19 protein-coding genes are annotated in these 21,230 nt (G+C 57.6%); 9 read left to right on the top strand and 10 right to left on the bottom strand.

The annotated features are described in order from the left end of the window. The first annotated feature begins 113 nt into the window (after positions 1-113). The 6 genes from ilvC (at position 114) to G392_RS0101235 (ending at position 7,100) form a co-directional block, all read left to right on the top strand. A complete protein-coding gene (gene ilvC / locus G392_RS0101260) occupies positions 114-1,127 on the top strand; it encodes a ketol-acid reductoisomerase (protein WP_027008755.1) in 1,014 nt (337 codons plus the stop codon). A gap of 98 nt (positions 1,128-1,225) precedes the next feature. Further along, entirely contained in the window at positions 1,226-2,425 is a 1,200-nt protein-coding gene (trpB, locus tag G392_RS0101255; protein ID WP_027008754.1) for a tryptophan synthase subunit beta, read from the top strand. A gap of 265 nt (positions 2,426-2,690) precedes the next feature. After that, on the top strand, positions 2,691-3,371 hold the full coding sequence (locus tag G392_RS0101250; protein ID WP_027008753.1) for a response regulator transcription factor: 681 nt from the start codon (positions 2,691-2,693) through the stop codon (positions 3,369-3,371). Between the two features lie 89 nt (positions 3,372-3,460). Next, on the top strand, positions 3,461-3,904 hold the full coding sequence (locus G392_RS0101245; protein ID WP_027008752.1) for a hypothetical protein: 444 nt from the start codon (positions 3,461-3,463) through the stop codon (positions 3,902-3,904). Then, on the top strand, positions 3,901-4,749 hold the full coding sequence (locus G392_RS0101240) for a hypothetical protein (protein WP_027008751.1): 849 nt from the start codon (positions 3,901-3,903) through the stop codon (positions 4,747-4,749). The genes G392_RS0101245 and G392_RS0101240 overlap by 4 nt, the downstream gene beginning before the upstream one ends. A 77-nt stretch (positions 4,750-4,826) precedes the next feature. Further along, positions 4,827-7,100, top strand: a complete 2,274-nt coding sequence (locus G392_RS0101235; RefSeq protein ID WP_027008750.1) for a Tex family protein — start codon at positions 4,827-4,829, stop codon at positions 7,098-7,100. 202 nt (positions 7,101-7,302) lie between these two features. Here G392_RS0101235 and ppsR read toward each other — a convergent pair whose 3' ends face one another. From ppsR to G392_RS11750, 3 genes are all read right to left on the bottom strand, one after another. Next, positions 7,303-8,121, bottom strand: a complete 819-nt coding sequence (gene ppsR, locus G392_RS0101230; protein ID WP_027008749.1) for a posphoenolpyruvate synthetase regulatory kinase/phosphorylase PpsR — start codon at positions 8,119-8,121, stop codon at positions 7,303-7,305. A 40-nt stretch (positions 8,122-8,161) separates the two neighbouring features. Beyond that, positions 8,162-9,346: a bifunctional phosphopantothenoylcysteine decarboxylase/phosphopantothenate--cysteine ligase CoaBC gene (gene coaBC / locus G392_RS0101225; RefSeq protein ID WP_027008748.1), complete on the bottom strand. Its 1,185-nt coding sequence runs from the start codon at positions 9,344-9,346 to the stop codon at positions 8,162-8,164. A 246-nt stretch (positions 9,347-9,592) separates the two neighbouring features. Then, a complete protein-coding gene (locus tag G392_RS11750; RefSeq protein ID WP_034334125.1) occupies positions 9,593-9,955 on the bottom strand; it encodes an EF-hand domain-containing protein in 363 nt (120 codons plus the stop codon). Between the two features lie 57 nt (positions 9,956-10,012). Here G392_RS11750 and G392_RS0101215 point away from each other — a divergent pair, with 57 nt between their 5' ends. Then, a complete protein-coding gene (locus G392_RS0101215; RefSeq protein WP_245571900.1) occupies positions 10,013-11,716 on the top strand; it encodes an ArnT family glycosyltransferase in 1,704 nt (567 codons plus the stop codon). A gap of 7 nt (positions 11,717-11,723) precedes the next feature. Next, positions 11,724-12,794, top strand: coding sequence for a tRNA 2-thiouridine(34) synthase MnmA (gene mnmA, locus G392_RS0101210; protein WP_027008746.1), 1,071 nt, complete (start codon positions 11,724-11,726; stop codon positions 12,792-12,794). Between the two features lie 177 nt (positions 12,795-12,971). Here mnmA and speB read toward each other — a convergent pair whose 3' ends face one another. Then, the gene (gene speB, locus G392_RS0101205; protein WP_027008745.1) at positions 12,972-13,943 is read right to left on the bottom strand and encodes an agmatinase; all 972 of its coding nucleotides are present in this window, start codon (positions 13,941-13,943) and stop codon (positions 12,972-12,974) included. A gap of 293 nt (positions 13,944-14,236) precedes the next feature. On the opposite strand from speB, the gene G392_RS0101200 reads away from it, so the two are divergent. Beyond that, positions 14,237-16,054, top strand: coding sequence for an L-lactate permease (locus G392_RS0101200; RefSeq protein WP_027008744.1), 1,818 nt, complete (start codon positions 14,237-14,239; stop codon positions 16,052-16,054). Positions 16,055-16,385: 331 nt separating this feature from the next. Here the strand turns inward: G392_RS0101200 and G392_RS0101195 are convergent, their stop codons facing one another. The 6 genes from G392_RS0101195 to G392_RS11735 all read right to left on the bottom strand — a co-directional run bounded on the left by G392_RS0101195 (position 16,386) and on the right by G392_RS11735 (position 21,218). Further along, entirely contained in the window at positions 16,386-17,456 is a 1,071-nt protein-coding gene (locus G392_RS0101195; RefSeq protein WP_027008743.1) for a zinc-dependent alcohol dehydrogenase family protein, read from the bottom strand. A 218-nt stretch (positions 17,457-17,674) separates the two neighbouring features. Then, positions 17,675-18,142 carry a type IV pilin protein gene (locus G392_RS11745; RefSeq protein WP_034334123.1) on the bottom strand — a complete coding sequence of 156 codons (468 nt, stop codon included), beginning with the start codon at positions 18,140-18,142 and terminating at the stop codon, positions 17,675-17,677. Beyond that, a complete protein-coding gene (locus G392_RS0101185; RefSeq protein WP_027008742.1) occupies positions 18,139-18,717 on the bottom strand; it encodes a pilus assembly PilX family protein in 579 nt (192 codons plus the stop codon). The genes G392_RS11745 and G392_RS0101185 overlap by 4 nt, the downstream gene beginning before the upstream one ends. Before the next feature lie 20 nt (positions 18,718-18,737). Beyond that, positions 18,738-19,868 carry a PilW family protein gene (locus G392_RS0101180; RefSeq protein WP_027008741.1) on the bottom strand — a complete coding sequence of 377 codons (1,131 nt, stop codon included), beginning with the start codon at positions 19,866-19,868 and terminating at the stop codon, positions 18,738-18,740. Between the two features lie 33 nt (positions 19,869-19,901). Next, positions 19,902-20,540, bottom strand: a complete 639-nt coding sequence (gene pilV / locus G392_RS11740; RefSeq protein ID WP_051255500.1) for a type IV pilus modification protein PilV — start codon at positions 20,538-20,540, stop codon at positions 19,902-19,904. Between the two features lie 30 nt (positions 20,541-20,570). Further along, a complete protein-coding gene (locus tag G392_RS11735; protein ID WP_051255499.1) occupies positions 20,571-21,218 on the bottom strand; it encodes a GspH/FimT family pseudopilin in 648 nt (215 codons plus the stop codon). Positions 21,219-21,230 lie beyond the last annotated feature (12 nt).

The following is a 21,230-nucleotide window of genomic DNA, read 5'->3' as shown; positions in this document are numbered from 1 at the left end:
TTGCGGGCGGCGGCACGACTTCCGCCCGCGCCCGAATGTCCGCGCCGCCATCCGCCGCGCCGGTTTCTTCGGTTTCGTTATCCGCCCCACCCTTTTGTTTTCAAGGAAAAAACATGCAAGTTTACTACGATAAAGACGCCGATTTGTCGCTGATTCAAGGCAAAACCGTTGCCATCATCGGCTACGGTTCGCAAGGTCATGCCCACGCCGCCAATTTGAAAGATTCGGGCGTAAACGTGATTGTCGGTTTGCGTCAGGGCGCGTCTTGGAACAAAGCCCAAGCCGCCGGTTTTGACGTGCGCAGCGTCGCCGATGCCGCCAAAGCCGCCGATGTGGTGATGATTTTGCTGCCCGATGAAACCGCCCCCGCCGTGTACAAAGCGGAAATCCACGACAATTTGAAAGCGGGCGCGGTGTTGGCATTCGCGCACGGCTTCAATGTGCATTACAACCAAATCGTGCCGAAACAAGATGTTGATGTGATTATGGTTGCCCCGAAAGGGCCCGGTCACACCGTACGCAGCGAGTTTTTGAAAGGCGGCGGCGTGCCTTCGCTGATTGCGGTTTACCAAGACCAAAGCGGCAAAGCCCGCGACATCGCGCTTTCCTACGCGGCGGCCAACGGCGGCACCAAAGGCGGCGTGATTGAAACCAATTTCCGTGAAGAAACCGAAACCGATTTGTTCGGCGAACAAGCGGTGTTGTGCGGCGGCGCGGTGGAATTGGTGAAAGCCGGTTTTGAAACGCTGGTGGAAGCCGGTTATGCGCCCGAAATGGCGTATTTTGAGTGTCTGCACGAGCTGAAACTGATTGTGGATTTGATGTACGAAGGCGGCATCGCCAATATGAACTACTCCATTTCCAACAATGCCGAGTTCGGCGAATACGTTACCGGCCCCGAAGTCATCACGCCGCAAACCAAAGAGGCAATGAAAAAGGCCTTGTACCGCATTCAAAGCGGCGAATACGCCAAAATGTTCATCACCGAAGGCGCGACCAACTACGCGAGCATGACCGCCCGCCGCCGTTTGAACGCCGACCACCAAATCGAAAAAGTGGGCGCACAGCTTCGCGCGATGATGCCGTGGATTGCCAAAAACAAGCTGGTGGACACCGATAAAAACTGATTGCGGACGGCGCACGCCTTGATGCCGCCGTTTATATGAAAAACAACAGGTTGTCCGCACGCGACAGCCTGTTTCTTATTTTTTCCAAAGGAAATGCAATGCACTACTCCGCCCCCGACCCGCTCGGCTTTTTCGGGCAACACGGCGGCACGTTCGCCGCCGAAACCCTGATTCCCGCGCTGGAAGCCGTGTCCGTCGCCTACCGCGCCGCCAAAAACGACCCCGAATTTTGGGCGGCGTTCCGCCGCGATTTGGCGCACTATGTCGGTCGTCCCAGCCCCGTTTACCACGCCGCGCGTTTGTCGGCGCACTTGGGCGGCGCACAAATCTGGCTCAAACGCGAAGACTTGAACCACACCGGCGCACACAAAGTCAATAACACCATCGGTCAAGCCCTGCTCGCGCAACGCATGGGCAAAAAACGCGTCATCGCCGAAACCGGCGCGGGACAGCACGGCGTCGCCACCGCCACCGTTGCCGCCCGTTTCGGCATGGAATGCCATGTGTATATGGGCGCGGACGACATTCAACGCCAAGCCCCCAACGTGTTCCGCATGAAGCTGCTCGGCGCGAATGTGGTCAGCGTGGCAAGCGGCAGCCGCACCCTCAAAGACGCGATGAACGAAGCCATGCGCGAATGGGTCGCCCGCGTGGACGACACCTTTTACATCATCGGCACGGCGGCCGGCCCCGCGCCTTATCCGGAAATGGTGCGGGATTTTCAATGTGTTATCGGCAACGAAGCCAAAGAGCAAATGCTCGCCGCCATCGGCAGGCAGCCTGACGTTGCCGTGGCGTGTGTGGGCGGCGGTTCCAATGCCATCGGATTGTTTTACCCGTATATTCAAGAACAAAACGTGCGTTTGGTCGGCGTGGAAGCGGGCGGGCGCGGCACGCACACCGCCGACCACGCCGCGCCCATCAGCTCCGGTGCGCCGCTTGGCGTGTTGCACGGCTTCCGCAGCTATCTGATGCAGGACGCGCACGGGCAAGTGCTTGGCACGCATTCGGTTTCCGCCGGTTTGGACTATCCGGGCATCGGGCCGGAACACGGTCATCTGCACGACATCGGGCGCGTGGAATACACCGCCGCCAACGACGATGCCGCGCTGGAAGCATTTGATTTATTGTGCCAATATGAGGGAATTATTCCCGCGCTGGAAAGTTCGCACGCACTGGCGTGGGCGGTGGCACACGCGCCGAAAATGGACAAAAACCAAGCAGTGTTGGTGAATCTGTCGGGGCGCGGCGACAAGGACATCAATACCGTTGCCAAGTTAAAAGGCATCGAACTTTAGCGCGTGTCATCATGCAAATTTTTATGCATAAAATCAGTTGAATAAAAAAACCTCCGCCATGCCCGCACAGGCGGGAGTCTGCCGCACGCCGATTGGTTGGCATGTGTTGCCGGATTCCCGCCCGCGCAGGAAAGATTGTTAAAACAAACTGCCTATTGCAAAAACACGCAAAGCCGCCCCACCCCGCGCTAGGAATCGCACCGCATAACTGTTAAGATAAGCGGATTTTGAACCCCGATGAACCCGTCTGACGAAGGAATGAACTATGAGCCGCGTATTACTGGTCGATGACGACGACACCCTGACCGAACTGCTTGCCGAATACTTAAGCGCCGAAGGACTCGAAGTAAACCGCATGCCCGATGGCGAAAGCGGGGTAAAAGAAATTCTCGGCGGCAACGGCTACGATGTGGTCATTCTCGATTCCATGATGCCCAAAATGAGCGGCTTGGACGTACTCAAAACCGTCCGCGCCCAAAGCAAAATCCCCATCATCATGCTCACCGCCAAAGGCGACGACATCGACCGCATCATCGGCTTGGAAATGGGTGCGGACGACTACGTTCCCAAGCCCTGCACCCCCCGCGAGCTGCTCGCCCGCATCAATGCCATTTTGCGCCGCGCCCAACAAAGCGGCGAAAGCGGCAACGGCGGCAACAGCCTGTCGGTGAGCAACGTTACCCTGTATCCCGCCAAACGCCAAGCCGCCATCGGCGACACCCCGCTCGAGCTGACCAGCACCGAATTCAACCTGCTCGAAGCCCTGATGCGCCATGCCGGACAAGTCGTCAGCAAAGAAACCCTTTCGCTGGAAGCACTCGACCGCAAATTGGCAAAATTCGACCGCAGCATCGACGTGCATATTTCCAGCATCCGCCACAAGCTCGGCGACCCCTCGCTGATTCAAACCGTGCGCGGCTTGGGCTATCTGTTTGTCAAAAACTGAACGGCGCGGGGCGCGGCAAAGCGCGAATCTGTACAATTGCCCGCGCAATGTGTAAGATGCCTGCGATTTTGTTCTGACGGAATGAGCGCATGACCGAACACCCCGCCCCGCACGAGCCGCCCCCGCCGCCCGCCAAGCCGCGCAAACACCGCGCCTTGGTCAATTGGCTGCGCGTGATTGCCCTGCTGTTTGCCGGATTGTTTTTGCTCGGACAGTGCGGCATGAGCAAACCCCGCGCCAAAACCGCCATCATCGAAAGCTGCATCAAAAACGTCCCCTTCGCCCCGCATTGGCAGCAGCAGCTCCAATCGCGCAAGCTGCAAGACCCGAACGGCACGCTGGTGCGCCAATACTGCGTCTGCATGTGGGACGAACCCCTGCAAAAACTCAGTGCGGAACAAATCCGCTCGTTTGCCAAGCTGGACGCGCCGCAGCAATTGGATTTGCTCGGCGGCGAACGGGCGTTCACCGAACGCGACACGCGGTGTTTGAACGCGCTCGGACAAGACAACCTTTCCGGTGCATCACAATGAAGCTGAAAGAAAAACTGACTCCGTTGGCAAAAAAATGCCAAGCTCTTGCCGTTCAAGCCAAGCCCGCCGTGCTGCGCGTCCACCGCAAGGTGCGTCCGTATTATCCGCATTTGGCATCGTTTGCGGGCGGGGTGGCGGTAACGGCGTTGTTTTTTGTTTGGAACGGCGCGCCCGCGCCCGCCGCCGACACCGGCACGCCCGTTGCCCAAGCCGCCGAAGACGCCGTTGATTGGTCGCCTTTGGCAGACGAGATGTGCCGTCCGGATTCCGCCATCAACCATTTGGCGATGAAATTCGATTTTCCGTTCGAGTCGTGCATTGACGACAGGGGCGACATCGACAAAGCCTGTGTGGAAAAAGATGCGGCACGTTTCCGCCCCACGCTGCCCGAGCCGTTTGACCACGCTTTGGGCGGGGTGCAGGTGCAGTTGGACACGGGCGAGGGCTGGTCGGACATGCATTATCTGATGCCTTTGCACAAGGCGGCTTATCACGGCATGCCCGTGTCGATGTTGGCGGTGCGGGTGGAAACCGAAAGCCGCAACGAGCTTTTGGGCTGGCAGACGCCGTATTTGGTGATTCAGGACGATTTCAGCAAAATCAAGCAGGCGTTGCGCCGCTACAGCCCTGCCGAGCAGACGGTTTATTATGCCGACATTCCGCCCGAAAAAGACGTGTTGTCGGGCCCGTTTGCCACCGAAGAGCAGGCGCGGGCAGTCAGCAAGCAAACGGGCGGACGTCCGGACAAAATCATCCGTCAAATCATGCGCCCCGAAGCGGCATTCAACGACAGGCTCAATGCGGTAACGCTCGGCTGCGTGTCGCACGCCGCGCCGGCACGGTAAACGCACCGGCTCGGGGCGGGCAACGCGGCGCGGTTTTTTGGTATGATTGCGCCTTTTGCGCTCTACGAAAGACCCCGATGGACATCAACGCCCTGCTTGCCGCCGAACTCTCCGCCACCCCCGCCCAAACCGCCGCCGCCGTGTCGCTGCTGGACGAAGGCGCCACCGTCCCCTTTATCGCCCGCTACCGCAAGGAAATCACCGGCGGGCTGGACGACACCCAACTGCGCCAGCTCGCCGACCGCCTCGCCTACCTACGCGAATTGCAGGAACGCAAAACCACCGTCCTCAACAGCATTGCCGAACAAGGCAAACTCACCGCCGGGCTGCAAGCTGCCATTGACGCTTGCGACAACAAAACCGCGCTCGAAGACCTGTATCTGCCCTACAAACCCAAACGCCGCACCAAAGCGCAAATCGCCCGCGAACACGGTTTGCAGCCGCTTGCCGAATTGCTGCTTGCCGAACCGTTCAGGCAGCCTGAAACCGAAGCCGAAGCCTTTCTCAACGAACACATTACCGACAGCAAAGCCGCTTTGGACGGCGCACGCGCCATTCTCACCGAACGCTTTGCCGAAGATGCCGAACTCGTTGGCACGCTGCGCGAAAAACTGTGGCGCGAAGCCGCACTCTGCGCCGAAGTCATTGAAGGCAAAGAAAGCGAAGGCGAAAAATTCCGCGATTATTTCCACCACCGCGAAGCCCTGTGCCGCATGCCCGGCCACCGCGCCCTTGCCGTTTTGCGCGGACGCAACGAAGGCGTGTTGCGCGTGTTTTTGCGTTATCAGGACGAAGACGCGCCCGCCAACGCCCCCGATGCCTACGCCGATGCCGTGGCCGCGCATTTTGGTATCGCCGAGCGCAACCGTCCCGCCGATGCGTGGCTGCGCGACACCGTGCGGCTGGCGTGGCGCGGCAAACTGTTCGTGTCGCTGGAAACCGAAGCCCTGTCCGCATTGAAAGAACGGGCGGACAACGATGCCATCACCGTATTCGCCAATAATTTGAAAGATTTGCTGCTCGCCGCCCCCGCCGGACGTTTGCCCGTACTCGGACTCGACCCCGGCTACCGCACCGGCATCAAAGTGGCGGCGGTGGACGACACCGGCAAACTGCTGGACACCGCAGTCGTCTATCTGCACCACGAAGCCGCCGCGCTCGCCACCCTTGCCCGTTTGGTAAAACAACACCGAATCAAACTCATCGCCATCGGCAACGGCACCGCCAGCCGCGAAACCGACAAACTCGCCGCCGAACTGCTGCGCGGGCTGCCCGAACACGGTTTGCACAAAATCACCGTATCCGAAGCGGGCGCGTCCGTGTATTCCGCCTCCGAAACCGCCGCCGCCGAGTTCCCCGACGTGGACGTCAGCCTGCGCGGTGCCGTGTCCATCGCCCGCCGCCTGCAAGACCCGCTTGCCGAACTGGTGAAAATTGACCCCAAATCCATCGGCGTGGGGCAATACCAGCACGATGTCAATCAAAGCCGCTTGGCGAAATCGCTGGACGCGGTGGTGGAAGACTGCGTGAATGCGGTGGGCGTAGACGTGAACACCGCTTCCGCCCCGCTTTTGGCGCGGATTTCCGGATTAAACCAAACCCTTGCCAAAAACATCGTTGCCTACCGCGATGCCAACGGCGCGTTTCCCGACCGCAAAACCCTGCTGAACGTGCCGCGTTTGGGCGAGAAAACCTTTGAACAGGCGGCGGGCTTTTTGCGGATTAACGGCGGCAGCGAACCGCTCGATGCCTCCGCCGTCCACCCCGAAGCCTATCCCGTTGTTGCCAAAATGCTGGCAAAACAAGGACTCACCGCCGCCGAACTGATTGGCAACCGCGAGCGCGTGCGCCAAATCCGCGCCGCCGATTTTATTGATGCGCGTTTCGGTCTGCCCACCGTTACCGACATTCTCGCCGAACTGGAAAAACCGGGGCGCGACCCGCGCGGCGCGTTTCAAACCGCCACTTTTGCCGAAGGCATCAACGAAATCGGCGATTTGCAGGCAGGCATGATTTTGGAAGGCGTGGTGTCCAATGTGGCGAATTTCGGCGCGTTTGTGGACATCGGCGTGCATCAGGACGGTTTGGTGCATATTTCCGCGCTCGCCGACCGCCGCATCAACGACCCGCGCGAAGTGGTAAAAGCGGGCGATGTGGTGAAAGTGAAGGTGCTGGAAGTGGACGTGCCGCGCAAACGCATTGCCCTGTCCATGCGCCTGAACGATGCGGCGGGTGCGGAAAAACGCGCTTTCAGGCAGCCTGAAAACCGCAGCCGTCCCGCCCGCGAAGCCCGCGACAAAAAGCCGGTGAATTCGGCGATGGCAGATGCGTTTGCGAAATTGAAAAAATAGCCCGACAGATTTTCAAATAAAATCAGAATATTAAAAAATACCGTCATGCCCACGCAGACGGGAATCCGATTCGAAGCACGACAAACCTTGATAAAACACAGCTTGCCAAGCATCGGACGGTGGATTCCCGCATTCGCGGGCATGACGGCACTATTATAATTATTTTATTTAAAGAATTGATGACACGCCCCTGCCCCGCCCATCAAAACCGCCGTTTCAATTTGCATTCCTGCATAATCGCCACCGCCAATTCCTCCACCGATTTGTGCGTGGTGTTGGTAAACGGAATGTTGTGGCGGCGGAACATCGCCTGTGCGTCCGCCACTTCGTTGCGGCAGGTGTTCAGATTGGCATAGCGCGAATCGGGACGGCGCTCCTGACGGATGTCGTGCAAACGCTCGGGCTGAATGGTCAAGCCGAACAATTTGTGTTTGTGGTTTTTCACCATGCGCGGCAGGTCGGTGGTGTCCAAATCATCGGGGGTGAGCGGATAATTGGCGGCGCGGATGCCGTATTGCAAAGCCAAATACAGGCAGGTCGGCGTTTTGCCGCTCCGCGACACGCCCATCAAAATCACGTCCGCATCTTCCAGATTTTTTTCCGACATGCCGTCGTCGTGGTTGAGCGAAAAATTCACCGCTTCCATGCGGGCATCGTAACGCTCCAGATTGTGCACGCGGCTGCGTACCGAATGACGCGCCTCCATGCCCAATTCTTTTTCCAAACGGTTTAAAAACACATCGAAAAAGCCGATGTGCAGCGCATTGGCGGTTTGAATGATTTCGGCAACTTCCTGATTGGCGATGCTGGCAAACACGATGGGGCGCAGCTCGTCTTCTTCGGCGGAACGGTTGATGATTTGCACCAAGCCGTGCGCTTTGTCGGTGCTGTCCACATAGGGGTAGGTGGAACGTTTGAGCTTGAGTCCGTCAAATTGTTCAATCAGGGATTCGCCCAGTGTTTCCGAAGTGATGCCGGTGCGGTCGGAAACGAAAAAGGCGCGGCGGCGGGCTTGGGGCATGGCAAACTCCAATCATGCGGTTGCTTTGATAAAAAGGTGATTATAACGCGGTTTGCGGCAACAGGTCGGCGATGCGCCGCACAATGGTGTCCGCCGCATCGTCCTTGCCCATTTCGGGCAGCGCGGTTTCGGTAAAAGCGTCCAGCAAAACAATGCGGTTGGTGGCTTTTCCCATCGCATCGGACACTTGGTTCGCCACCAAAAGCGGCACGTTTTTCTTAACGCGTTTGGCGCGGGCGTGGACGAGCAGGTTTTCGCTTTCGGCGGCAAAGCCTACGCAAAACGGCGCATTCGGCAGCGCGGCAACCGTTTGCAAAATATCGGGATTTTCCGCCAATGCCAACACGGGCGCGGCATCGGATTTTTTGATTTTCTGCGCCGAAGCGTTGGCAATGCGGTAGTCGGCAACGGCGGCAACGGCGACAAACACGTCCGCGCCGTCCAAATTTTCCATTACCGCATCAAGCATTTCCCGCGCACTCAATGCCTGTTGCGCCCGCGCCAAACCGGCGGGAAGCGGCACCGACATTTTGCCGTACACCAGCCGCACCGCCGCACCCGCCCGCCGGCACGCCCGCGCCAACGCTGCGCCCATTTGTCCCGAAGAAATATTGGTGATGCCGCGCACGGGGTCAATCGCTTCGTAACCCGCGCCCGCCGTCAGCAAAACCGTCTTTCCCGCCAATAATTTGGGCGACCACACATCGGGCAGCCAATCCGCCAGCGCCGCCGCTTCCAACATCCGTCCTTCGCCGGTTTCGCCGCAAGCCTGTTCGCCGTGCGCGGGCGGGAACACGGTGATGCCGTCTGCCTGTAATTGTTGGATATTGCGTTGGTTGGCGGGGTTGCGCCACATTTGCACGTTCATGGCGGGCGCAAGGGCAAGCGGGCAGGTTCGCGCCGCCGCCAGTTCGGTAATCAGGTTGTCGGCGATGCCGTGCGCGATTTTTGCCAAGGTGTTGGCGGTGGCGGGGGCAATCAGCATCGCATCGGCGTTGCGGGTGGCGTTGATGTGCGCCATGCCGTTGCCCGCGCCGCCGTTTTCGGTCAAAACGGGATTGCCGCTCAGGGCTTGGAAAGTTTGCGCGGACACGAATTCCATTGCGGCGCGGGACATGGCGACCGTTACCGTATGTCCTTGTTTTTTCAACAGGCGGACGAGTTCGCAGGATTTGTAGGCGGCGATGCCGCCGGTGATGGCGAGTAAAATGTGTTTGTTTGGCATAAGAAATTTTCGGGGCAACGGCGTGTCATCATTTCAATATTTTTGAAAAATCAGCATGATAAAAAACCCTGTGCCGTCATGCCCGCGTAGGCGGGAAGCCACTGCCCGATGTATCGGGGTTGGTTGTGCTTCGATGCGGATTGCCGCATTTTCGGGAATGACGGTATTTTTGTATAACACTGATTTTCATCATCAAAGTTTAAATGACGACACGCCCTAAGACGGTGTGAAAGCCATTTCCACGAATCAGTCGTGTTCGCGCAGGATTCTGTTGCGCTGTTCTTCCGCCCAGTCGGTGCAGGGGTGGCGCACATAGTCAATCTGCGCTTGCAAGGCACGCAGTTCGTTTTGTTGCAAACGCTTGTCGCCGTTGTCGTCCAAGCGGCGGAAGGCGGCACGCCCGAAACGGAAGGTGATGACGAAGTTTGCCGTGTCGGGATTTTTGGCGGCACGCTGCCATTCGCGGCGGTCGAGCGTGCCGTCCCGATTGGTGTCTGCCGCCGCCCACCATGCTTCCCAAGCGTCTATTGCGCTGCACGCCCGCACGGGCTGCGCGAACAACAAAACGGTCAATGCGGTAACGGTTGCCAAAACGGCGGTTTTGTTCATCAGTATTCCTTTCCGGTTGGAAATCGCGCCCAGATTGGCACGCGTCCATTATATTTGATGGCGGCACGAACGGGGCATTTTTTCGGCTATAATGCCGACCGCCGTTTTGTTCTGCCGTTTGCCCGAATCATGCTGACCCGTTTGCCCAACCCCGCCCCGTCCCGCCCCGCCGCGCCCGTACACGAATCGGTGTGGCTGTTGTGGCTGCTGGTGTGCGCGTGGCTGTGGCCGGGCGTGTTTGGACACGATTTGTGGAATCCCGCCGAGCCGCACATTTTTGCGGCGGTGCAGGAAAATATGGGGCAAACGGCATGGTTGCCGACCGTGCGCGGCGAGCCGTATTTTGCGCTTGCGCCCGTGTATGTGTGGACGGCAAAAATGTGGACGGCATTGTTGTCGCCGCATTGGCTCGATGCGTATGCGGCGGCGCGTTTGGCAAGCGTGTCGTTTGCGGTGTGGGGGCTGACGGCGGCGGGTTTGGCGGCTTCGGCGCTGATGGGGGCGTATTGCGGACGCATGACGGTGTTGATGCTGACGGCTTCGGCGGGTTTGCTGGGCATGGGGCATTTTTTGAGCGGCATGACGGTGGTGTTTGCCGGCGCGGCAACGGCGTGGTGGGGCTTGGCGGTGCTGCGGCGCAACACGGCGGCGGCAATCGTGCTGCTGGCGGCGGCAACGGTGTTGTTGGGGCAGTCGGCGGGCTGGTTGGCGGCGGGGTGTGTGCCTTTGGTGATGCTGTTGTTGTGCCGTTCGCCGTGTTGGCGCACGGGCAGGCTGTTGGCGGCGGCACTGGGCACGGCGGTGTGCGCCCTGCCCTGCTTGGCGGTGCAACCGGCGGTGTTGGCAAAAACCGACCCCGCCGCATTCACACAATATTGGCAAATGCACCTGTTTGGCGCATTCGGCGGCTTGACGCGGGCAAACATCGGTTTTCACGGTGGCTACTATCTGCAAAACCTGCTGTGGTTTGCCTTTCCCGCATGGGCGTTGGCACTGCACGCGGCAAGCCGTTTGCGCGGACGCGCCCATGCGGGCGCACACCTGTGCGCGTGCTGGATTGCCGTGTTCGGCGTGTACATCTTACTGCACCCGCAGCGTTTCCAAGAGCATTTGATTGTGCTGCTTGTGCCTTTGGCGGTGTTCGGCTCGGCGGGCTTGGACAGGCTCAAACGCGGCGTGGCGGCGTATTTGAACTGGTTCGGCATCGCCGCATTCGGCGCGGCGGCACTGTTTTTGTGGCTGGGCTTTTTGGCGATGAATTTCGGCTTTCCCGCCAAGCTCGCCGAACGCGCCGCCTATTTCAGCCCCGACTACGTGCGCCAACTGCGCCCCGAAGCCCTTAGCGCCGCCCTGCTCGCCACCGCCCTGTGGCTGTGGGCGGTTACCCGCCGCCACATTCGCGGCCGCCAAGCCGTGTGCAACTGGGCGGCGGGCATCACACTGGTGTGGGCATTGCTGATGACCCTGTTTCTGCCTTGGCTGGACGCGGCAAAAAGCTACCGCCCGCTCGTTGCCAAAATCCACGCCGCCCTGCCCCCGCTTGCCGCCGGCGAATGTCTGCACATTCCCGCCGAAGCCGCCGAAGCCGCCTTGGCATGGGCGCAATACGCCCCCTTTCCCGCCTCGCCCGACCCCGACTGCCGCTACCGCCTCAGCCAATACCGCCCTCCGGCGCCACCCGCCGCCACCGGCAAAATCCTGTGGCAGGGCCGCCGTCCGCGCAACAAAACCGAAGCCTTTGTTTTAACCGATACCCGATAGGATAACCATGTCTTCCCCACACATCATTGTCGGACTTTCCGGCGGCGTCGATTCCTCCGTTGCCGCCCACCTGCTGCACCGGCAAGGCGCGCGCGTACACGGCGTGTTCATGCAAAACTGGCAGGACGACGACAACGACCAATATTGCAGCATCAAACAAGACGCACTCGATGCCGTTGCCGTTGCCGACCTGCTGGGCATCGACATCGACATCGTCAATTTTGCAGACGAATACAAAGAACGCGTCTTCCGGTACTTTCTCGAAGAATACCAAGCGGGGCGCACCCCCAATCCCGACGTATTGTGCAATGCCGAAATCAAATTCAAAAGCTTTCTCAACTACGCCCTCGCACACGGCGCAGACGCCATCGCCACCGGACACTACGCCCGCAAAACCGTCCGCAACGGACAACACCTGCTGCTCAAAGGCATCGATACAAGCAAAGACCAAAGCTATTTTCTCTACCGCCTGCAGCCGCACCAGCTCCGATACGCCCTGTTTCCGCTCGGCGACATGCTCAAAACAGACGTGCGCCGCACCGCCGCCGACATCAAACTGCCCACCGCCGCCAAAAAAGACAGCACGGGCATCTGCTTCATCGGCGAACGCCCCTTCCGCCAATTTCTACAGCAATACCTGCCCACCCGCCACGGCGCGATGGTTACCCCCGAAGGCAAAACGGTCGGCGAACACATCGGGCTGATGTTTTACACGCTCGGACAACGCAAAGGCTTGGGCATCGGCGGCGCGGGCGAAGCATGGTTTGTCGCCGGCAAAAACCTTGCCAAAAACCAACTGATTGTCGTACAAGGACACGACCACCCCCTGCTCTACAGCCGCAGCCTGCGCATGCACAAGCTCACGTGGACGCTCGGCAGCCCCCCGCCTGAAGGACGCTACACCTGCAAAACCCGTTACCGCATGGCAGACGCGCCCTGCACCCTGCACCACACCGGCAACGACCAAGCCGAATTGCACTTCGAGCAAGCGCAATGGGCGGTAACGCCCGGACAATCCGCCGTCCTGTATGACGGCGACATCTGCTTGGGCGGCGGCATCATCGAATCTGCCGCCTAGCGTATGCCATTATTTAAATTTTCCACCGAAAAATCAGTATAATAAAAAATACCGTCATTCCCACGCAGGCAGGAATCCACATCGAAGCGCAACAAACCTTGATAAAACATCGTTTGCCAAGCATCGTGCAGTGGATTCCCGCCTGCGCGGGAATGACGGTACAGAAGTTTTAACGGTTTACAACTTGCCCGCCACCTTGCGGTTACGCAGCAGGCACAACATATCGGCGGCAACGTGCGCGGCGGCCAGCGCGGTGGTTTCGGCGTGGTCGTAGGCGGGTGCGACTTCCACCACGTCCATGCCCACCAGATTGATGTCGCCGAGCTGCCGCAAAATGCTCAAAGCCTGATGCGATGACAAACCGCCGGGAACGGGCGTTCCCGTGCCGGGCGCAAACGCGGGGTCAAGCACGTCAATGTCAAAGGTCAGATAAGCGGGGCGGTCGCCGACAATCTCGTAAATGCGCTGCACCACCGTTTCGGCGCGGTTTTCATGCACCCACGGCGCAAACAGCATATTGATGCCCATAAAATCATCGTTCCAGGTGCGGATACCGATTTGCACCGATGTTTTCGGGTCAATCAAGCCGTTTTTTACCGCTTTGTAAAACATCGTGCCGTGATTGAGGCTGTCTTCTTCATCGTCCGGCCAAGTGTCGCAATGCGCGTCAAAATGGATTAAACTCAACGGCTTGCCGTATTTTTCCGCGTGTGCCTGCAAAAGCGGGTAAGTGATGTAGTGGTCGCCGCCGAACGTGAGCATTTTCGCTTGGCTGTTCAAAATGATGTCGCGGGCGTGCTGCACGATGCTTTCGCGTACCGTCCAAGGGCGGTGCGCGTCAAACCAGCAGTCGCCGTAATCCACCACCGCCAAATCGTCAAACGGGTCAAAGCCCCAAGGAAACAGTTTCAACTCGGCAAGCTGCACGCTGGCGGCACGCACCGCCGCCGGCCCCAAGCGCGAACCGGAACGGAAAGTGGTAGACAAATCAAACGGTACGCCCGACACCGCCACGTCCACGCCGTTCAAATCGCGGCTGTAATTGCGGCGCATAAACGATAACGCGCCTGCATAAGTGTTTTCAATATTGCTGCCCAGCAGCGATTGGCGGCGGAAAGCGGCATCGCCGATGATGTTGTTTTGGCTCATGGTTTGTGTTGGAAAGAAAGGGAGAAACGGGCGATTTTAACATCAATCGGCTTCATTTTTTCCGATGATTGTCATCAAGTAATTTTATCTCTGCGGACGGTCGTGCCGCACGGCAGAAAATCTTTTAAAATTCAAAATAAAAGCTTATGAAATGGCAATCTGGGCGATAGCCTGTTGCGCGTGTCTGCCGCACTATTGACCGAATATATCAAGTTTTGTAAAGTAAACGGTTTTTGCTGTTGCTGAAAGTCAGCAAAATCCGTATCCAAACCTCAAAACGGAGCTTTTCCAAAATGCATACCCTGCTCGCCCTATCACCGATTTTGGTGGTGTTTTTATTGCTGGTGGTGCTGCGCTGGTCGGCGAAAGCGGCGATGGCCGTTGCGCTCACCGTTACCGCCGCGCTCGCGCTCACCGTCTGGAAAACCGCGCCCAACGTGGTGGCAGCCGCCGCCGCCAACGGCGTGTTTACCGCGCTTACCGTGCTGTACATCGTATTCGGCGCGATTCTGCTGCTCAACACCTTGAAAGAAAGCGGCGCCATCCGCTCCATCCGTCAAGGCTTTATGGACATTTCCCCCGACCGCCGCGTGCAGGTGGTGATTGTGGCGTGGCTGTTCGGCTGCCTGATTGAAGGCTCGTCCGGCTGGGGCACGCCTTCGGCGGTGGGTGCGCCCCTGCTGCTGGCATTGGGCTTCCCCGCGATGGGCGCGGTGATGTCCATGCTGGTGATTCAGTCCACGCCCGTGTCCTACGGCGCGGTCGGCACGCCGATTTTGGTGGGCGTGAAAACCGGTTTGGACAATCCCGCGTTTAACGATTTGGTGACCGGTTCGTCTTTCCAAACCACCGAAGCCTACCTGCACCAAGTGGGCGCGAGCGTGGGCTTGGTACACGGCATTGTCGGCACGCTGATTCCCTTGATTTTGTGCGGCCTGCTGACGCGCTTTTTCGGCGCGAAACGCTCGTTTGCCGAAGGTTTGAAAGTTTGGCCGTTTGCCTTGTTTGCAGGGGTGGCGTTTACCGTGCCTTACGCTCTGACCGCGCACTTTTTCGGGCCGGAATTTCCGTCCATCGTGGGCGCGTTTGTCGGGCTGCTGGTCGTTGTGCCGTTGGCGAAACGCGGCTTTCTGATGCCGAAAGAAATCTTTGATTTCCCCGAACGCAGCCAGTGGGAGAAAAACTGGATGGGTTCCATCACCCAGCAGGACAACCATGCCGATGCGCCGACTTTTTCCGTGTTCCGCGCCTTTTCGCCGTATGTGATTGTGATTGCGCTGCTGATTATCACGCGCACCATTCCCGCCATCAAAGCCTTTGTTGCCAAACCCGATTTTGCTTTGCGCTGGGGCGAGGAAGGTTCGCAGATTATTTTCGGCTGGAACACCTTTATTTGGCAAAACCTGCTCGGTTCGGGCATCAATTTGAAATTTGAAGGCATGTATTCGCCCGGCACGGTGCTGATTATTGCGGCGATTGCCTGTATTCCGATTTTCAAAATGGACATGAAAAACTTCCGGCGCGGCTGGATGGACGCGGGCAAAACCCTGATTGCCGCCGCACCCGCGCTGATGCTGTCCATTCCGATGGTGCAGGTGTTCATCAACTCGCAGTCCGCCGACATGAGCGCGGTGGGCGCATTGCAGTCCATGCCGAAAGTATTGGCGGCGGGCGCGGCCGAGATGTTTAGCGGCATGTGGCCGAATGTGGCGCCGTGGATTGGTTCACTGGGCGCGTTTATCGCCGGTTCCAACACCATTTCCAATATGATGTTTTCCTTCTTCCAATTCTCCACCGCCCAGCAAATCGGTTTGGGCTTTGAACAGGCTTCGCTGGTGATTGCCCTGCAAGCGGTGGGCGGCGCGGCCGGCAATATGATTTCCGTTCACAATATCGTGGCGGCGGCGGCGGCGGTGGGCTTGATTAACCGCGAGGGCGATATTATCCGCAAAACCTTGATTCCGATGCTGTATTATGTGATTCAGGCGGGCTTTATCGGTCAGGCCTTGATTACGGGCAGCGTGGTTTGGTGGGCGGTGGCGATTATTGCGCCCTTGGGCTTCTTCTTTGTGATGTCCAAATTGTCCGGCACCCCCGAGCAAAATCCTTAAGTCGTGTCATCATTTGACCGATAAAACGCCGTACCGTCATTCCCGCGTAGGCGGGAATCCAAATCAAAGCACGACAAGCCTTGATAAAACATCGCTTGCCAAGCATTGCACAGTGGATTCCCGCCTGCGCGGGAATGACGACAGCTTTTATATTGCACTGACTTTTAAGTATAAAAATTCAAATGATGACACGCCCTAACCAAAAACCACAGCATCGTTATTCCCACACAAGTGGAACAACGGTGCTGTGGTTTTCAATCTAAGCCAATACAAAATCGCGGCACCTTTACCAGTGCCGCGATTGTTTATGCCATCACAACAACCATAGCGATTATTCGGCAGTCAAAACCACTTTCATTGCGCCAGTTTCGGCAGCGTGTTTGAACACATCGTAGGCTTTTTCCAGCTCGCTGAATTTAAAGTGGTGTGTCAGCATTTGCGTGTAATCCACAGGGCTGGACGAAATCGCTTTGAGCAGCATTTCGGTGGTGTTGGTGTTCACCAAGCCTGTGGAAATTTTCAGGTTTTTAATCCACAGTTTTTCCAGCTTGAAGTCCACCGAAGTGCCGTGCACGCCGACCACCGCCAAATTACCGCCCGCTTTCACAATGTTTTGGCACATGTCCCAAGTGGCAGGCACGCCCACCGCTTCGATTGCCACGTCTACGCCGTCCGCACCGACAATGTCAAACACCTGTTTCGCCACATCGCCCGAAGCGGGGTTGATGGTGTGGGTCGCGCCCATTGCTTTTGCCATTTTCAGGCGGTTGTCGTCCATATCGCACACGATGATGGTAGCGGGGCTGTACAGTTGCGAAGTCAGCAACGCGCCCATGCCCACAGGGCCAGCACCGGCGATAAACACGGTGTCGCCCGGAGACACATCGCCGTATTGCACGCCGATTTCGTGGGAGGTCGGCAGCGCGTCCGACAGCAGCAAAGCCACTTCTTCGTCCACGTTTTCCGGCAATTTAATCAGGCTGTTGTCGGCATAAGGCGTGCGCACGAACTCGGCTTGCGTGCCGTCAATCATGTAGCCCAAAATCCAACCGCCGTTGCGGCAGTGGGAGTAAAGCTGCTGTTTGCAGTTGTCGCAGGAGCAGCATTTGCTCACGCAGGAAATAATCACTTTGTCGCCCACTTTGACGTTTTTCACCGCATCGCCAACGGCTTCCACCACGCCCACGCCTTCGTGTCCGAGAATACGACCGTTCCATTCGCCGGTTTTTTCGCGGGCAACGGTTTCAATTTCGGGGTTTTTGCCTTTCCAAATGCCCAAGTCGGTGCCGCAAATGGTGGTTTTGGTGATGCGGATAACGGCATCGGTGGGGTCGATGATTTGCGGCTTGGGTTTTTCTTCAAAACGAATATCGCCTGCGCCGTGGTAAACCATTGCTTTCATGAGGTTCTCCTAAATGAAGGTGGTGTGAAAACGTGTGTTTGCGTTTTTTGTCCGCCATGTGTATGGAAGACAAACGCTGTGAACCACCATCTTATCAATTTTTCTTTTTCTTGTAAAATTCTTTAATTCATTCAATATGTTATACTATAACATTGCAACAGGCGCAAAAAAACCGCTCCGAATGTATTCGGAACGGCTTTGCCGGCATTTTGCCTTTATCAGAACCGTTCGCAAGCGGCTTCGTCTGCCAAATTGCCGTTTTTGTGCGGACAACGCAGCACGTCTCCGCCCTGCGTAACGCGCAAGCCGTATTTGTTGCTTGTTTTCACGGGCTTGATTTCCATGCTGAAGCCGTTGGGACGGGCATTGTTGCCTACGGGCAAGATGGTTTCGGTGAAGCGGTATTGGCTTTTGATTTTGCCCTGAATGGCGGCGTTTTTGGCGTTGTCGTATTCGGCTTGGAATTGGGCGCGGGTTTGGAAGGCACGGGGGCGTGCCAAACGCGCCGCTTCGAGTTCTTGGCGCAGTTTGACTGCGGCGGTTTTGGCATCTGCCAATTGACCTTTTTCGAGGTAGTCCTGATACATGGGCAGGGCAAACGCGGCAATCACGCCCAAGATAATCAGCACAACCAGCATTTCAATCAGGGAAAAACCGCTCTGGCGGCGCAAAACAGTCGGGTTCATGGCGGGGTCATCTCCACATAGCTTTGAAGGGTTACGGCGGTATTGGGGTTTTGTCCGTTGGCACGGGCGGTTACGCGGAAGTGGTAGCGAATCAGTTTGTCGTCTTTGCGCTCGCCCAGATATTCGATGATGTAGCGCACGTTGCTGTTGCGGGCTTGTCCTGCCACGCTGTTGCGGGCGGCGGGGTCTTCAAGCAGGTTTTTGCGGCTGTTGGCACTGGAAGGACGTTTCCACGCTTCAATCGGGTTGTTCGGCACGGTGCCGTTCACCGTGAATCGGGGCTTGGTATCGACGATGTTGATGGGTTCGGCAGGCAGGCACAAGCCGCCCGTGCAGTTGTAGTCGAAAGAAACGGTGCCGACTGCAGCGGTGGAAAAGTCCTGAATCCTCAATTCGGCATCGCGCAAGCCGCTTTCTGCCATCGACAGGGCGAATTTGCGGTCGGCTTCGTTGGCGCTGATGCGCATTTCGGTGGTGCTGGATTGGCTGGTTACCACCACCAGCAGGGCAATCACCAGCATCACAATCATGACGATGAACAGGGAAAAACCTTGTTGATGTCGGGCGGTTTTCATGTGCGTGTCTCCAAGTGGGATTAAAGCGGCATGCGGTTGCCGCAGGTGTTGCCGCTACGGACGGTGGCGTTGATGATGTAGTCCGCAGTCATGGGGGCGGCAGACACCACAGGTTTGCCCGAGTTGTCGATGGCGGGCGCATCCACGTCGTAATTCAGGCGGATTTGCACCAATGAGGGCAGACGGGTTTCGCTCAAACGGTTGCTGAAGGTAAAGGTTTCGGGCGGGCTGACCACGCCGCCGGCGGTGGCGGCGGGCGTTCCGCTACCCCCTGCCGGCGCACCGCCCGCCGTTCCTGCGGGCATGGTGTAGCCGACCGGACAATTATCGGTGTAGCCGAAGCCGAAGTGCATTTCGTTGATGCCCCGACTGACCAACTGCGGATTTTGCCAAGTGCCGTCATGCCCCAGCTCGCTGCGGAGCAACTGCTTGTTGTCTTTATCAAAAATATAAGCCGCCGCATACAGCTTGCTCAAAGTCAGCTCGCCACTGTCGGACTGGGCAAACGGTGCGGCTGCCGCGTTCAAAGGCAGATTGTTGCCGTTGCCGGTAATGCCTTTGTAAGCAACGGCATCACGGCAACTGCTCAACACAAACGGCCCGCCCTTACCCAAAGTTTGGCGCAGCACGTCCAATTCCGCACCCGCAGCCGAATTATCGGCAAGGGTGATTTGACTGATGGCACTGGGTGCTTTCGGGTTGAGTGCATTGATGCGCTGCAAACCCGTTTCGCCCTGCCCGTATATGAAAAACAAAGCGGGCAGGTTTCTGCCGTCATATTCGTACACGTCCGCACGAATGCCGAAGCCGTCCGCCTGCCCCGTATCGATGCCGATGTGTTTGGGGTTGCCGTTTGCCGCCGCAAAATCGGGCGCGTTCCAGCCGCTCACATTCACGGCGCTGTTGCCCAAGCTGTAGCAGCCGAACGTCCCCGCCAGCCGCGCATCACGGGTGATGTGTACCGCCGCATTGCGCAGATTCTGCTGAATGTCCAAACGCTCCAAACTGCCCTGATTGAGCTTGCGGGTAATGAAATAAGTACTGCCCGCCGCCAAAATCACAATCAGTGCCAACGCGCTGGCAACGACAAACTCAATGAGCGTAAAACCTTTGTTTTTTCCCGCGAAGGGAATGCGGATACGGTTTTTCATCAAAATTCCTTTTCGGTTTGAACGGTGCGCGGCTTATTCCGCCAATTGCAACTGATAGCTGTAATACACGGGTTCGGTTTGGCTTTTGGCATCGGCAGGACGGTTCGTCCACGCCACTTTAATCACGGTCGAACCGCGATTGCTGCAATTGAAATTGACGGTCGTACCGTTTACGGTCGGCTCGCTTGGTACGGGGTTGTCGGTACAAACCACATACGACAGGGTTTGCGCATTGGGGGTTTGCCGCAGCATGTATTCAAACAGGGCAATGTGCGAAGCGGCAAGGTTTTCTTTGGTGATGCCGCTTTGGGTTTCTTTGGCGGGCGCGTCCCACGTTCCCCACAAAGGATTGGGAATTTGTCCGGGGTCGGCATTCAAGTCCAGCTCTTTGGCAGTGTTGCCCGCATTCAGATAATGGGTGTAGTTGCGTACCGCACGCGTACCCGATTTGACAATTTGCGGATTGGCCTGCATGGCTTCTGCCAAATTTTCGGCAGCTTGGGCAATGGTGCTGCGGCTTTCGGCTTCGCTGATGCTGGACACGGAGCGTATTTGCGCCGCCATCAGCCCCAACACCCCGAAAGTGAGCAAAAACACCGACACCATCACTTCAATCAGCGTGGCACCTTGTTGGCGCGGCAGGGCGCGGATGCGGGCGGATACGGGCTTCATCGAAATTCCTTTTCAGTTGGGCATGGGGGTTCAGGCGCAGATGGCGGGTTTTTCGTATTCGTCTTTGGTTTGCGGATTGCAGATGGAGACTTTGCCGCCGGGGTTGAGCACCACTTTGCGGCTGTATTTTTCGTTTTCCGAAACCGATAATTGGATATAGTATTGTGCAAACTCGGTGTCGTGCAAGCCGTTGCCCGTTTTGATGCCGAACGAGCCGTCCGGCATGAACACGAAGGCTTTTTGGCTGTCTTTGCCGCTTACGGATTTGCCCGTTAAGTCAAACACCGCCACATTCATGTCGATATTGAATTTGTTGTTGCCGTTGATGTTGATGGTGCGCAAATCAATATCGCCGTCATTCACGCCGTATTGTCCGTCCCGATTGGCATCGGCAAACGCCAGCATGCCGCTGCCCAGTTCGTTGGGGCTGCACAGATTGAGCGGACGGCCGTCGCTGCGGATTTTCACCCCGCACACCACCACAGGCATGTTGCGCCGCACCGCTTCGGTTTTGGCAAAGCGCATCAGGTTTGCCACCTGTTCGGCGCGGTTGTTGATGCGGGTGCTGTTTACCAGCGCCGCCATGCTGGGAAAGGCAATCGCCGCCATAATGCCGATAATCGCCACCGTAACCAGCAGCTCGATGAGCGTAAAACCGGAGAATTTTGGGTGTTTCATCAAAGTTCCTTA

Source organism: Conchiformibius kuhniae DSM 17694, assembly GCF_000428785.1.
GTDB classification, from domain to species: Bacteria; Pseudomonadota; Gammaproteobacteria; order Burkholderiales; family Neisseriaceae; genus Conchiformibius; species Conchiformibius kuhniae.
The sequence above is the reverse complement of the archived record's forward strand: the minus strand, read 5'-3'. Positions and strand labels throughout refer to the sequence as shown.